The organism is Actinoplanes sp. NPDC051388 (assembly GCF_055586225.1).
The window spans coordinates 64,806-78,602 of sequence record NZ_JBVJIP010000003.1 but is presented as its reverse complement, the minus strand read 5'-3'; the positions used below and the strand labels follow the sequence as shown (position 1 = coordinate 78,602).

The 13,797-nt window shown below is 71.2% G+C and carries 11 protein-coding genes and 1 pseudogene; 2 read left to right on the top strand and 10 right to left on the bottom strand.

Features of this window, described 5'->3' with window-relative positions; genetic code table 11:
- A partial coding sequence (locus tag ACZ6TI_RS08630; protein ID WP_465344385.1) for a hypothetical protein occupies positions 1 to 204 on the bottom strand: 204 nt, incomplete at its 3' end.
- A 440-nt stretch (positions 205 to 644) separates the two neighbouring features.
- On the opposite strand from ACZ6TI_RS08630, the gene ACZ6TI_RS08625 reads away from it, so the two are divergent.
- The gene (locus ACZ6TI_RS08625; RefSeq protein WP_465344384.1) at positions 645 to 1,514 is read left to right on the top strand and encodes a helix-turn-helix domain-containing protein; all 870 of its coding nucleotides are present in this window, start codon (positions 645 to 647) and stop codon (positions 1,512 to 1,514) included.
- Between the two features lie 13 nt (positions 1,515 to 1,527).
- Here ACZ6TI_RS08625 and ACZ6TI_RS08620 read toward each other — a convergent pair whose 3' ends face one another.
- From ACZ6TI_RS08620 to ACZ6TI_RS08580, 9 genes and pseudogenes are all read right to left on the bottom strand, one after another.
- Positions 1,528 to 2,307, bottom strand: coding sequence for an SAM-dependent methyltransferase (locus tag ACZ6TI_RS08620; protein ID WP_465344383.1), 780 nt, complete (start codon positions 2,305 to 2,307; stop codon positions 1,528 to 1,530).
- Positions 2,308 to 2,320: 13 nt separating this feature from the next.
- On the bottom strand, positions 2,321 to 4,420 hold the full coding sequence (locus tag ACZ6TI_RS08615) for an EAL domain-containing protein (protein ID WP_465344382.1): 2,100 nt from the start codon (positions 4,418 to 4,420) through the stop codon (positions 2,321 to 2,323).
- Complete coding sequence (locus ACZ6TI_RS08610) at positions 4,417 to 4,968, bottom strand: RNA polymerase sigma factor (protein ID WP_465344381.1); 552 nt, start codon at positions 4,966 to 4,968, stop codon at positions 4,417 to 4,419. Before ACZ6TI_RS08610 ends, ACZ6TI_RS08615 begins: the two co-directional genes overlap by 4 nt.
- Before the next feature lie 104 nt (positions 4,969 to 5,072).
- Entirely contained in the window at positions 5,073 to 6,410 is a 1,338-nt protein-coding gene (locus tag ACZ6TI_RS08605) for a nitrate/nitrite transporter (RefSeq protein ID WP_465344380.1), read from the bottom strand.
- Entirely contained in the window at positions 6,394 to 6,711 is a 318-nt protein-coding gene (locus ACZ6TI_RS08600; RefSeq protein ID WP_465344379.1) for a Rieske (2Fe-2S) protein, read from the bottom strand. The genes ACZ6TI_RS08605 and ACZ6TI_RS08600 overlap by 17 nt, the downstream gene beginning before the upstream one ends.
- The gene (nirB, locus tag ACZ6TI_RS08595; RefSeq protein WP_465344378.1) at positions 6,708 to 9,149 is read right to left on the bottom strand and encodes a nitrite reductase large subunit NirB; all 2,442 of its coding nucleotides are present in this window, start codon (positions 9,147 to 9,149) and stop codon (positions 6,708 to 6,710) included. The genes ACZ6TI_RS08600 and nirB overlap by 4 nt, the downstream gene beginning before the upstream one ends.
- 356 nt (positions 9,150 to 9,505) lie before the next feature.
- Positions 9,506 to 11,578, bottom strand: a pseudogene (locus ACZ6TI_RS08590) (molybdopterin oxidoreductase family protein); the annotation flags it as partial.
- Positions 11,579 to 11,601: 23 nt separating this feature from the next.
- The gene (locus ACZ6TI_RS08585; protein WP_465344377.1) at positions 11,602 to 12,798 is read right to left on the bottom strand and encodes a uroporphyrinogen-III synthase; all 1,197 of its coding nucleotides are present in this window, start codon (positions 12,796 to 12,798) and stop codon (positions 11,602 to 11,604) included.
- 59 nt (positions 12,799 to 12,857) lie between these two features.
- Complete coding sequence (locus tag ACZ6TI_RS08580; protein ID WP_465344376.1) at positions 12,858 to 13,322, bottom strand: MarR family winged helix-turn-helix transcriptional regulator; 465 nt, start codon at positions 13,320 to 13,322, stop codon at positions 12,858 to 12,860.
- A gap of 148 nt (positions 13,323 to 13,470) precedes the next feature.
- On the opposite strand from ACZ6TI_RS08580, the gene ACZ6TI_RS08575 reads away from it, so the two are divergent.
- Positions 13,471 to 13,797, top strand: a 327-nt coding sequence (locus ACZ6TI_RS08575) for a cupin domain-containing protein (RefSeq protein WP_465344976.1), incomplete at its 3' end; no start/stop codon positions are given.

The window sequence follows — 13,797 nt, the reverse complement described above, 5'->3', positions numbered from 1 at the left end:
CCGTGGCGAGGGGACGGGCTGGCGGTTATGCCTGCCCGACACGCCCCGCCCCCCAAGCCGCCGGTGAACGCTCACCGCTTTTGTCGTTTTCGGCGGCGCCCCCCCCCCCCCCCCCGCCGAAGCGAACAGGCCCAACACGAATCCGACGACGATGCAGACAAAGGCGATCTTGAAAATGACGGACACGTCTGAGAGAACCTTCATCGCGGGCCTCCCGAGGGTGAGCGGCCCGCATCGATGGGGGACTGATGACTTCTGCCGGTTGACGAATAGGCCTCAGCGGCACATATGCCATTGCCGTTTCGCCTGCTAGCGTTGACCATTGGTTACCGTCCTGTGGGCTTGGATCACCGGAGGTTTCCTTGCTGGGCCGGTGGCCGACACCGGCCCAGCATCTAGTCGCCCCCAAGTTGCCGCCCGGGGGCTCGACGAAGCCATTCCGATCTTCGTTTCACCCCCTCGTCCACCCGCAAGAGTGACGACAACGCCGCCGAATCCTTTTGATCAAATGAACACTCGCCGTAACATTAATGCTGCTTGATCGAATGGCAATTGCCAAGCACCCGTTGCCAAGATATTGTTGCCCATGGCAGATGCCACCTGGCAGATTGCGACATAGCGTCGTCGTTCGGAGGTGACGCAAATTGCCCGACGAACCCGGCCCCATGGTCCGCCGCCAACAATTGGGCAGCGCCCTTCGCCACTATCGCCACCTGGCCGAGATGAGCGTCGGCGAAGCCGCGACGCGTCTCCTCGTCGCGCCGTCGAAAATCAGCCGGATCGAGAGTGCCCAGCGCAACGCGACCGTCCGTGACGTCCGCGATCTCTGTGACATCTATGGCATCGACAACGAGGCGGTTCGCACCCAGCTCATGGATCTGGCACGCGGCAGCCGCGAGCGCGCCTGGTGGCAGGACGCCAACCTCTCACCCGCGTTGCAGCGGCTGGCGGGGCTGGAGCCTGCGGCGCGGCACATCAAGGAGTTCGAGCCGATGGTCGTGCCCGGACTGCTCCAGACATCGTCCTACGCCGATGCGATCACGCCGCACTACATGGTCGACCGGCCCGAGGAGACGAGCCGGAACATCGACGCCCGATTGCGCCGCCAGCAGCTCCTGCAACGAGACTCGCCACCGCTGATCGACATCATCCTCGACCAGGCGGTGCTGACCCGGCTGGTGGGCGGTCGAGCGGTCATGCGCGAGCAGGTCGAACGCCTCATCAAGGTCACCGAGACATCCGGTCTCACCCTCCGGGTGATCCCTTTCTCGGCCGGTGCGCACATCGGCATGAACGGCGGATTCACCATTCTCGAATTCGCCCCGGACGATGATCTTCCCACCGGGGAGGCGGTGCAGCCCGTGGTCTATTTCGAGACGCTCAATCGCGAGGAGTACCGCGACCAGCCGGGCGAGCTGAGCGGATATCTTTCGGCCTTCGACCAGTTGGGCGAAATGGCGCTGAGCCCGGCCGAATCCGCTGATCTTCTGCGAGCGGCGCACCGCGACCTCTGATCGAGCCGCAGATCTAATCGATGCGGGCGACTCCGGCCAGGACCGCCATGGACTCGGGGTGCTCGCCGTCCTCCGGCGGCGCCGGCCACTCGTGCAACCACACCAGGCCCGGCGGCACCAGCTCGGCCGTACCGAAGAAGCTTTTGATCTCGGGGCGGGTGCGGCCCGCCGCGACCGCCACGTCGGTCCGGCTGTAGATCGAGGTCACCTGGTCGCGTGACGCGTCCGCCGGTGTCTCCACCACGCCATGCGACACCGCCATGAACGAGCCCGCCGGCAGTGCCCCGCGCAGCACCTCGACCGTCTGGAAGGCGTCCTCGTCCGGCAGGAAATGCAGCATCGACAGCATCAGCAGGCCGACCGGCTGGTTGAAGTCGAGGATCATGTCGGGGTGGGTGAGCAGCTCCGCCGGGAAGCGGGCGTCCGCCTGGATCGCCACCGCGACCGGGTTCTCCGCCAGGATCTCCTTGCTGTGTGCGACCGCGACCGGGTCGATGTCCACATAAACCACTCGGGCCTCCGGTGCGGTGCGGCGGGTGACCTCGTGCACGTTGCCGACGGTCGGGATGCCGCTGCCGATGTCCAGGAACTGGCGCACCCCCTGCTCCAGCATGTAAATCACCGCCCGGCTCAGGAAAGTCCTGTTCAGGCGGGCCATCTCGCCTGCGTAGGGTATTGCGGCGAGCAGCTTCTGGGCGGCCTCGCGGTCGGCTGCGAAATTGTGGCTGCCGCCGAGGAGCGCGTCATAGATGCGGGCGCTGCTGGGGCGCTGGGCGAAGTCGCCGGAGGACATGGACGCGAACCTATCAGGCCACAATGGCCGGTCGGCGCAGCAAAGATGCCACCCGATGAGGCGTGGACGGCGCTGCGTAACGCAGGCCCTGGACCGCGTCGCAGCCGGAGCGTTCGACGGCCGCGGCCATCCGTTCGTCGTCGACGCCGTGCACGGTCAGCACCAGGCCGAGTGCGTGCGCGATGGTGGCCAGGCCTTTGATCAGCACGCGCTCGGCGGCGCCGGCTCCGGCGGTGATCAGCGGGAGCGGGCAGCGCAGGCCGTGGATCGGCAGCTCCCGGACGTACGCGACGCTGGTGTACCCACTGCCGAAGTCGTCGAGCACCATCCGCACCCCCAGCGCGGTGAGCGCCGCCAGCACGGTGTGGCTGTGCGCCCCGGCCGGCACCGCGTCCAGCCCGGACAGGTGCACCTGCAACCGGGCCGGCGGCAGACCTGACGAGGACAGCGCCTCGCGGACGAGTTCCACCACCTCGGGGTAGCCGATCCTGCGGACCGGCAGTTCCATTCCGACGTACGGGCCGTCCGCCGCCCCGCTCCACGCCATCGCCTGCCGGCAGACCTGGCGCAGCACCTGCCCGGCCAGCCGGGTGGTGGCCGCCCGATCCCCGGTCAGGTCACCGATCCGGCCCAGGTCGAGCGACCCGAGGTGCGGATGCCGCCAGAGTGCCCGGACGTGCAGCCCGACTACCCGCCCGCCGACCGGGTCGAGGATCGGCTGATACATCGGCGGCGCCGTGACCAGCCCGGTGATGCCCGGCCCGGTGATGCTGCCCGGCCCGGTGCGGCCGGCCGGCACACAGCGGTCGTGCACCGCCCAGCCGGTGCGGGCGGACCGGGCCCGGCGCACCGCCACCTCGGCGTCCACCAGCAGCTGGCTGACGTCCAGATCGACCACGGACGCGTCCACCACGCCGACCGCGGCCTCGAGTGGCACCGTCGGGCCGTCGTCGCCGGGCAGCGTGACCGGCGCGGCCAGCAGGGCGAGGATCTGCTCGGCGAGCTCGACCATGTGCGCCACCCCGCCGCTGTCCTGCACGAGCAGCGTGAACGAGTGCATGCCGTGCCGCACCAGCAGGTGATCCGGCCCGCGGGCGACCGCGCGCAGCCGCCGGGCCACGTCGATCAGCAGGTGGTCGCCGGCGTCCGGGCCGCTGTGCTCGCGGATCGCCGGGAAGCCGCCCAGGTCGATCAGGCAGACCCCGGCGTGCCGGGCCGGGTCGCCCATCCGCGCGGTCTGCTCGAGCCGCTGCACCAGCCGGGCGCGGTTGGCCAGGCCGGTGAGCGAGTCGTAGTAGGCCAGCCGGCGGTAGCGGGCCTCGCTGTCCTCCAGCGCGAGCTCGAACTCGCGCGCGGCCCGCAGCGTGGCGCGGTGCAGCGCCTCCTGCTGGCTGAGGATCTGCTCCTGCATGGCCGCCGCGTGCCCGGCGAGAAAGGAACCCAGCACGTCGGCGAGGACGCCGGCGGAAGAAGAGCCCGCGGCGGCCGACGTCCTGGCCGCCGCGGGCGCACCATCGGTCATCGGGGCAGGAGTGACCGGTGGTGGTTTCGCGGTCGCCGTGGCAATGGCGGCCGCGAGATGGGCGGAGAGCACGCGGATGGTGCCGGGCAGCACGGCCGGGCGGCCCAGCCCGAGCGCCACCGCCTCGCGGCCGACCCGGCACGCGTCCTCCCCGTCGGCCGGGACCGCCAGCACCGCCGCGCGCAGCCGCTCGGCCAGCTCGTGCAGCCGACTCTGGGCCAGCTCGGCGGGCAGCGGCAGGAAGGTGCCGGCGGCGATCACCGCCGCGTGCCAGGACCGGCCGACGCCGAGGTCCGGCGCGTCCTTGACCGGGCGGCCCGGTTCGTGCGGCGGCGGGACCGTCGCGGCCGTCTCACGGGCGCTGATCACCGTGCGCGCGGCCTGCGTCAACGCCGCGTCCCGATAGTGCTCGGCGGTCTGGTGGGCGGCGGCCACGATGTCGTCCGCACGGTGCCGGGCCTCCTCGATCAGCCGGTCGGCCGACCCGTCCTCGCGCACCGGTTGGTAGCCGCACTCCCGCAGGATCCGGTTGAGCGCGGTGAGCATCATCTGATCGGTGATCGGCGGGTGCTCCGGCGGCTCGGGGCTCACTTCTGGTCGCCCCCCTCATGCGGGTCCCACAGCTCGACCGCCTGCCGCCGGCCCAGCTTGAGCGCCGTGCGCACCGCCTCCGGGGTCTTGCCGACCAGGTCCGCGATCTCGGCCGGGGTGAGCCCCTGGGCGGAGAGCCGCAGCGCCTCGCGCCGGGCCGGCGGCAGTTGGTCGAGCACGTGGGCGAACCACTCCTCCAGCTCGAGCTCGGTGAGCGCCGGGTCGGTCTCGCGGCCCTCGTCGTACTGCTCGACGTCGGCGACCAGCACCTCGTTCTCGCCGTGCGTGGCCCGGCCCCGCTGCTTGAGCCAGTGCGAGCGGGCCGCGACCCGCACCCAGGCGGCCGGGTTGGTCAGCGTGGGCCAGCGGCGCAGGGCCTCGCGGATCGCCTCGGCGACCGCATCCTGCGCCTCCCAGAGCTTGGCGCCCTCGCTGAGCAGGCCGCGGACCAGGCCCTCCCAGTGGGCCCGGAAGAACCGCTCTATCTCGGCGGCGGGCGGCGGGTCAGGGATGGACGACTGGTCAGAGTCGTCCTCGTTGCCGACCACCCGTGCCTCCGTTCGCCGATGAACCTCCGTCTACTTAGGTCCATCGGCGAACGGTCGCGTGACACGTCTACGCGATCTTTTTTTGATTCCGTCAAGAAAGCAGGTCAGACGCCCACGAGTCGGCGTGCCGCGGGACGCAGGTACACCATCCAGGTGACCAGCACGCACAGTGCGTAGAAGGCGATGAACGTGAGGTAAGCCGCGTCCGCGGTCTGGTATTCGAGGAAGGACTGGCGGAAGGCGAGGTTCACCAGCACGCCGCCGAAGGCGCCGATGGCTCCGGCGATGCCGATCACGGCGCCGGAGAGGCGGCGGGACTCGTGCTCCGACTCGGGGTGCCGGGCCCGGAAGATCGCCGGGATCATCTTGTACGTGGACCCGTTGCCGACGCCGCTGAACACGAAGAGCGCGATGAACCCGACCAGGTAGAGCGGCAGTGATCGCAGCTGGGAGGCGATCAGCACCACCGAGGCGCCGACCGCCATCGCGACGAAGTTCCAGAAGGTCACCCGGGCGCCGCCGAGCCGGTCGGCCAGCGCCCCGCCGACCGGCCGGATAAGCGAACCGAGCAGCGGTCCGAGGAAGGTGAGGTAGGCCGCCTTCACGGGCGTACCGAAATCTTCGGCGAATTGGACCTGAAGAACCTGCCCGAAGGCGAAGCCGAAACCGATGAACGATCCGAACGTGCCGATGTAGAGCAGCGACATGATCCAGGTGTGCGGATCCTTCGTGGCGTCCCGCATGCCGCGCTTCTCGTTGCGGACCTGGCTCAGATTGTCCATGAACATCGCCGAGCCGAGCGCGGCCAGCACGATCAGCGGGATGTAGATGCCCGCCACCAGGCCGGGACGCCCGGCGCCGAAGACGGCCAGCACGAACAGCCCGACCAGTTGCACCGCCGCCACGCCCAGGTTGCCGCCGCCGGCGTTGATGCCCAGCGCCCAGCCCTTGAGCCGGTCCGGGTAGTAGGCGTTGATGTTCGCCATCGAGGAGGCGAAGTTGCCGCCGCCGACCCCGGCCACCGCGGCCAGGATCAACAGCGTCGAGTACGAGATGCCGGGCCGGATCAGGAACGCGGCCAGGATCGTCGGCACCAGCAGCAGGCCGGCGCTGACGATGGTCCAGTTCCGCCCGCCGAACCGCGCGACCGCGAAGGTGTACGGGATGCGCAGCACCGACCCGATCAGCGCGGGCACGGCGGTGAGCAGGAACTTCCCGGCCGGATCGATGCCGTAGGCCGGGCCCAGGAAGAGCACCAGCACCGACCACATGGTCCACACCGAGAAGCCGATGTGCTCGGAGAAGATCGAGAAGATCAGGTTGCGGCGGGCGATCGGGGCGCCGGTGTTCGCCCAGAAGGCGGGATCCTCCGGTCGCCAGTCGTCGATCCAGTGGCCGCGGATGCTGGTGGTGGCGACAGGCCGGTCAGTAACGGCGGTCATCGGTGTCCTCCAAGACGAGTTGGTTCTCGTCGTCCACCCGGACGGCGTAGACGGTGAGTGGCGGCTGTCCGCTGGTCGAGCAGCCGGTGGCGAGGTCGAAGACGTTCTGGTGCAGCGGGCAGACCAGCACCTTGTTGTCGATCTGCCCGTCCGCCAGGGGCCCGCCGCGATGCGGGCAGACGGCGGAGAGCGCTCGCAGCGAGCCGTCCCGCAGCCGGAACACGGCGACCTGCGCGTCGCCCACGGCATAGGCGCGGCCCTCGCCGAGCGGGATGTCGTCGACCGGTCCGAGCGTGGTCACGACAGGACCGTCAGCGGCAGCGAGGTGCGGAACTGGCCCGGCGTCGCCGGAGCCTCCCGTTCGCGCCACGGGTCGCGGTAGGAGGCGACGGACGCCGCCATCGCCGCGTCCAGGTCGGCCGCGATGCCGTCGGCGTCCTCGACGACGATCTCCCGGATCCGGTCGATGCCGACCCGGGGCACGAACGCGTACGTGCGCTCGAGCCAGTTCGCGTTCTCCCGGTAGTACTGCAGGAACCGGCCGGTGAGCGTGATGACCTCGTCGGCGGTGCCGACCGTGGCGAGCAGGTCGCCCTTGCGCACGTGTGCGCCGGCCGCCCCGCCGACGTAGATCTCCCACCGGCCGCCGTCGATGGCGACCACGCCGAGATCCTTCACGTACGCCTCGGCGCAGTTCCGCGGGCAGCCGGTGACCGCGAGCTTCATCTTCCCGGGCCCCTCGATGCCCTGGAAACGCTCCTCGATCGCGATGCCGAGCGAGGTCGAGTCGCCCACCCCGAAGCGGCAGAACTCCGAGCCCACACAGGTCTTCACCGTGCGGAAACTCTTCCCGTAGGCCCAGCCGGACGGCATGTCCAGGTCGGCCCAGATCTGCGGCAGCTTGTCCTTGGGCACGCCGAGCAGGTCGATGCGCTGGCCGCCGGTCAGCTTCACCATCGGCACGTCGTGCTTCTCGGCCACCTCGGCGATGCGCCGGAGCTGGGCCGGTGTGGTGACGCCGCCCTTCATCTGGGGCACCACCGAGAACGTGCCGTCACGCTGGATGTTCGCGTGCACCCGGTCGTTGATGAAGCGGGCGTCGCGCTCGTCCTCGTACTCCGCGCCCCACATCATCTTGAGCAGCGAGGCCAGGCCCATCTTGCTCTTCGCGTCCTCTTCGCCGCCGGGCACCAGTTTCGCGAAGACCGAGGACACCGACTTCAACTGATGCGAACGGATCGCAGCCATCAGCTCCGGCTTGGGCATCGGCACGCCGGGCACGTACCAGGAGGCGGCCGGATCCTCCTCGACCGCTCCCCCGGCGGCCCATTCGACGATCTGCTGGACCAGGCCCTTGCAGGTGCCGCAGCCCTTGCCGGCCCGGGTTCGGTCCATCACCCCGCTGACCGTCTTGCAGCCGCCCTGCACGCAGGCGGCGATCGTGCCCTTGGTGACGCCGTTGCAGTTGCAGACCTGCGCGTCGTCGTCGAGCTCGGCCGCGCTCACCTCGGCCGGCGGCCCGCCGATGTCGAACATCAGCTCGACCCGCTCCTCGGGCAACGCCAGCCCGCGGTCGAAGGCCTGCATCAGGAACGCGACCTTCGAGACGTCGCCGACCAGGGTGGCGCCGATCAGCCGGCCGTCGCGGATGATGACGCTCTTGTAGACGCCCTTGCGCGGCTCGGCGAAGACCAGCGTCTCGTCGTCGTCGCGCTCGGCCTCCTTGATGCCCATCGCGGCCACGTCGACGCCGGCCACCTTGAGCTTCGTCGCCACCCTCGAGCCGTGGTATGCGGCCGCGGGGTCGCGCCCGGTGATCTGGTCGGCGAGCACCGCGGCCTGCTCCCAGAGCGGCGCCACCAGGCCGTAGGTCGCCCCGCGGTGCTGCACACACTCGCCCACCGCATAGATGTCCGGCTCGTCCTGGGCGTGCATCCGGTCGTCCACCACGATGCCGCGCTCGACCACCAGGCCGCTGGTCTCGGCCACCTCGCTGTTCGCCCGGATGCCGGCCGCGACCACCACCACGTCACAGTCGATGGTGCGGCCGTCGGCCAGCTTGACGCCGGTGACCGCGTTCTTGCCCAGGATCTCGGTGGTGCGCGCGCCGGTGACCACCGAGATGCCGAGCTGCTCCACGCTGCGCTGCAGGATCCGGCCGCCCTGCGCGTCGAGCTGGGAGTTCATCAGGTGGCCGGCGGAGTGGACCAGGGTCACCTCGGACAGGTGATTCTGCAGGCCGCGCGCCGCTTCCAGGCCCAGCAGGCCGCCGCCGATCACCACCGCGCGCTCGTGATCGCGGGCATAGCGGATCATGTTGCGGGTGTCGTCGAGCGTGCGGAACGCGAAGACGCCCTGGTGGTAGCCGCGGCCGGGGCGGTGGATGCCGGGGATCGGCGGGACGTGCGCGCGGCTGCCGGTGGCGATGATCAGCTTGTCGTACGCGGTGGCGCTGCCGTCGTCCGCGTAGACCCGCTTCGCGTAGCGGTCGATCCGGGTGATCCGGCGGCCGTGGTGCAGCGTGATGCCGTTGTCCGCGTACCAGGTGAGGTCGTTGAGGAAGATGCCGGCCTCGTCCTCGACCCCGGCGAGCACATTGGACAGCATGATGCGGTTGTAGTTGCCGTACGGCTCGTCGCCGAACATGGTGATCCGGAAGTCGCCGCCCCGGGCGAGGATCTCCTCGACGGTGCGGGCGCCGGCCATGCCGTTGCCGATCACCACCAGGTGTTGCGTCATCAGATCTCCACCAGGCCGAGGTCCAGCACCACCGAGCCGGTCAGCCCGGCCGGCGCGGCCAGGCGCAGCTCGATCGCGGTGCCCGCGTCCAGGTCCTCGACCACCCGCAGTGGCACGTGCACGTCGCTCTTCGCGCCGATCGGGAAGTAGCGCATCGGGCGGCCGTCGCGGATCAGCACGACGCAGACCAGCTCATCCGAGGAGTTGCCGCCGCGGAAATAGACCGCCTGCGCGGTGGCGCCGTCCGGCACCAGGTAGCCGAGCAGGCCGTCGATCGGGGCCGGCTGGTCGAGGCCCTTGCCCTCGAACGGGAAGACGCCCTGCAGAAATCTGGGGGTCGAGTGCACTCGATCGGTTCCTTCCGTGATCGGCGCGATGGCCACCGCGCAGGCTTTGAAGGCCGGCATCCTGGAATGCGGATCCAGCGCCGGGTCGGTGAGCAGGTTCGCGCCCACCCAGTGGAACGGGACGAAGATGGTGTCCGGCCGGATGCCGGTGCTGTGCCGGGCCCGGAAGCGCGCCCGGCCGCGGCGGGTGCGCAGCTCGACCATGTCGCCGTCGGCGAGCCCGTGCCGGCGGGCCAAATCGGGATGGATCTCGGCGCGCGGCTCGGGCAGGGCCACGCTCAGCGAGGACACCCGCCGGGTCTGGTTGCCGCTCTGGTACTGCTGCATGTTGCGGCCGGTGGTCAGCACATAGGGGAACCTGCGGTCCGGCGTCTCGGCCGGCTCCCGATGCTCGACCCGGAGAAATCGGGCACGCCCGTCCGCGGTCGGGAAGCGGTCGGCGAACAGCCTCGGCGTACCCGGATGGTCCTCGGCCGGGCACGGCCAGAACACGCCGTCCTCGGCCTCGATCCGCGCCCAGCTGATGCCGGCGTAGTCGGCGATCCCGCCCGCGCTGGCCCGCCGCAACTCGTCGAAGACCACCCGCGGCTCGTCGCTGAAGTGCCTGCCGCGGCCCAGGCGGTCGGCCAGCGCCTTCAACATCTGCAGATCGGTACGCACCTCCGGCGGCGGCTCGATGGCCTGCTTGCGACGCAGGACGCGACCCTCCAGATTGGTCATCGTGCCGTCCTCCTCGGCGAACTGCGTGGTGGGCAGCACGACGTCGGCGAGCTCCGCGGTCTCCGACCGGAAGATGTCCGAGACGACCAGGAAGTCCAGCGCCCGCAGGCGATCGGTGACGTGGTTGGCGTGCGGCGCGGAGACGACGATGTTGCTGGCCAGCACGAGCAGCACGCGCACGCCGCCCGGGGTGCCGAGCCGATCGAGCATCTCGTAGGCCGATTTCCCGGGCCGGGGCAGCGAATCCGGGTGCACGCCCCACACCGCGGCCACGTGCGCGCGCGCCGCCGGATCGTCGAGCCGGCGATAGCCGGGCAGCTGGTCGGCCTTCTGCCCGTGCTCGCGCCCGCCCTGCCCGTTGCCCTGCCCGGTGATCGTGCCGTAGCCGGAGAACGGCCGCCCGACCAGACCTAAAGCCAACGCCAGGTTCAGGTAGGCCTGCGCGGTGTCGGTGCCGTTGCTGTGCTGTTCGGCGCCGCGCGCGGTGAGGATCATCGACGGCCGGTCGGTGGCCAGCATCCGCACCGTATCCCGCAGGTCGTCCGCCGCGATCCCGGTCATCCGCTCGACCCGATCGGGCCAGTAGGCGGCGGTGGACCGGCGCACCGCGTCGAATCCGGTGGTGCGGTCGCGGATGTAGTCCTCGTCGACCAGGCCCTCCCGGACCGCGATGTGCAGCAGGCCGTTGGCCAGCGCCAGATCCGTGCCGGGCCGGGGTTGCAGATGACGGTACGAGCCCGCGGCGGTCGCCGTGCGCCGCGGATCGACCACGATGTGCCGGGCGCCGGTGGACCGGCCGGCGTCCAGATATTGCATCGCCGGGGGCATCGCGTCCGCCGGGTTCGCGCCGACGATCAGCACCGTCCGGGCCCGCGCGATGTCGGCCACCGGGAACGGCAGTCCGCGATCGACGCCGAGCGCCCGGTTCGAGGCGGTGGCCGCGGACGACATGCAGAACCGCCCGTTGTAGTCGATCGCCGACGAGCCGAGCGCCACCCGCACGAACTTCCCGAGCGTGTACGCCTTCTCGTTGGTCAGTCCCCCGCCTCCGAAGGCGCCGACGCTGTCCGGCCCGTACCCGTCCTGACTGCTCTTGATCCGGGCCGTGATCAGCGCGAGCGCCTCGTCCCAGCTCGCCTCCCGCAGCGGGCTCAAGCGGTCCCCCGGCACCTTGCGGATCAGCGGGGTGAGCAGGCGATCCGGGTGATCGAGCAGCTCCGCGGCGGTCCAGCCCTTGGCGCAGAGGCCGCCGTTGTTGACCGGGAAGTCGGACGGCTCGAGTCTGATCGCCGTCCGCGCCGGTGTGAGCGTGATGCCGCACTGCAGCGCGCAGTACGGGCAGTGGGTCGCGGTAGCCGGCATGCGTTCATGCTGTCCGCGCCTCGTTACCCGCCGGGGATATCGCTGTCACGGTGAGGTTCGGAAGTTCCCACATCCGGTCCGGAGCCGATGTGAGCTGTTTCGTCGAGCCGCAGACGGTAGCCGCGCTTGATCACCGTCTCGATGTGGCCGCCCGAGCCCAGCGCGGTGCGCAGCCGGGCCACCGCGACATCCACCGCGTGCCCGTCGGTGGCCCGGGGCAGCGACTCGGCCAGGCGTTCCTTCGAGACCACCGCGCCGGGGCGGGCGGCCAGCGTGGACAGGATGGTCATCGAGGCCGGCGGCAGCACGTGCAGCCGGCCGTCGATCAGCACCGCGTGGCCGCGCAGCTCGAGCGTCGTGCCGGCGACCCGGATCCGGGTGGCGCGGCGCGGCAGCTCGTCGGCGATCGACTTGATCAGCGCGCCCAGGCGCCAGCGCTGCGGCGACACCACCGGCACCCCGTGCTCGGCGAACGGCCCGGCGGTGACCGGGCCGACGCAGGCGGCCATCACGCCGCCGCGGAACCGGGCGAGCAGGGCGTCGGTGGACGGCCCGGCGATCGCCAGGAACGCCCGCACGGCCGGCGCGCTGGTGAACGTGACCGCGTCGACCTGGCCCTGCACCACCTGCTCGACCAGCCGCCGCACCGGTGCGGTATCGGCCGGCAGCGACCAGCGGTAGACCGGCACCTCGACCACCGCGGCCCCGGCCGCCCGCAGCGCGGCGACGAACTCGACCTGCGGCTCGCCGTGCTCCTGCACCACGATCCGCCGCCCGGAGACGCCGTCGGCGAGCAGGCGGGTGAGGATCTCCTCGGACGCCTCGGTGGCCGCGGCCCACTCCTCGGTCAGACCGGCCGCCCGGATCGCGCCGCACGGCTTCGGCCCGCGCGCGATGATGCGCGCGCGGCCCAGGGCGGTGCGCAGGTCGTCACCCATGCCCCAGCCCTCGGCGGCCTCGAGCCAGCCGCGGAAGCCGAAACCGGTGGTCGCGATGACCAGGTCGGGGGCTAGCCCGATGCAGGCAGCGGTGGCCGCCCGCAGGGCCTCGTCGTCGGAGAGCGGCACGATGGTGATCGCCGACGCGGTGACCACCCGGGCGCCCCGGCGCTCCAGCAGCGCCGCCATCTCGTCGCGGCGCCGCTCGGCGGTCACCGCGACGGTGAAGCCGGCCAGCACGCCGACTTCGTCACCCACTCGCCCGACCGTCACCCCGCCCATGCTCGACAGCGTCGGTGTCACTCGCGCGGCGGTGGTGTTTCGCAGGTGTCAAGCCGACATCACTTCGGTCCGCGTACCCCGGAGAGGATCTTCTCCAGGTCCGCTCGCAGCAGCGCCAGCCGGTGCCCGCCGACCAGCTCGGCCAGCCGGCCCTCCAGCTCGGGCACCAGGGCCTGAGCCAGGTCGATCACCTCGCGGCCACGGACGGTGGGCAGGACCAGCTTGGCGCGGCGGTCGGCCGGGTCGGACAGCCGGGTGACATAGCCGTGTTTCTCCAGGTGGACGACCAGTTCGGCCATCGCCTGCTTGGTGATGCCGGCCCGGTCGGCCAGCACGCTGACCGTGGTGCCGGCCTCGTCGAGGAACTGGAAGACCGCGCTGTGCGCGGGCCGGATCACGCCGTGCCCGTGCGCGGCCAGCCGGTCGACGACCAGGTCGTTGAGCGCCACGAAGACCTCGCGGGCGAGGCTTGCGAGATTGAGCGGCCGGGTCTGTCCGTGGTTCACCGGCAAACGCGTTGACATCGACAGGTTACCTGTCTACTTTGAGGGAATGGACAAGCTACCTGTCGATCGTGCCACATGCGAACGCCTCCAGCTGGGCGGGGATCAGATCACCGTGCTGGCGACCAGCGCCTCGACCGGGGGCGCGCTCTTCGCCGTCGAGGTCCGGATGCCACCCGGCGGCGGACCACCGGTCATGCACCGCCACGAGCCCGGCGAGATCTATCACGTGCTGGAGGGCGAGTTCACCTTCTATCTGCCCGACCAGCGCGTGACCGCCCGGGCCGGAGACGTGGTGCCGCTGACCGGCGGCACCCCGCACACCGTGCGCAACGAGTCGGCCGCGGAAGCCGTGGCGTTGGTCGTGCACGCGCCGGGGGCGCCGATGGAGGGCTTCACCCGGGCGGGGGGGGGGGGGGGGGGGGGGGGGGGGGGGGGGGCAGGGGGGGGGGGGGGGGGGGGGGGGGGGGGGGGGGGGGGGGGGGGGGGGGGGGGG

What these genes read in the sequence shown, in the direction of transcription:
- ACZ6TI_RS08585 (WP_465344377.1), bottom strand. Translation starts at nt 12,798, where the DNA reads ATGGGCGGGGTGACGGTCGGGCGAGTGGGTGACGAAGTCGGCGTGCTG.
- ACZ6TI_RS08605 (WP_465344380.1), bottom strand. Translation starts at nt 6,410, where the DNA reads ATGACCGCCGTTACTGACCGGCCTGTCGCCACCACCAGCATCCGCGGC.
- ACZ6TI_RS08580 (WP_465344376.1), bottom strand. Translation starts at nt 13,322, where the DNA reads ATGTCAACGCGTTTGCCGGTGAACCACGGACAGACCCGGCCGCTCAAT.
- ACZ6TI_RS08620 (WP_465344383.1), bottom strand. Translation starts at nt 2,307, where the DNA reads ATGTCCTCCGGCGACTTCGCCCAGCGCCCCAGCAGCGCCCGCATCTAT.
- nirB (WP_465344378.1), bottom strand. Translation starts at nt 9,149, where the DNA reads ATGACGCAACACCTGGTGGTGATCGGCAACGGCATGGCCGGCGCCCGC.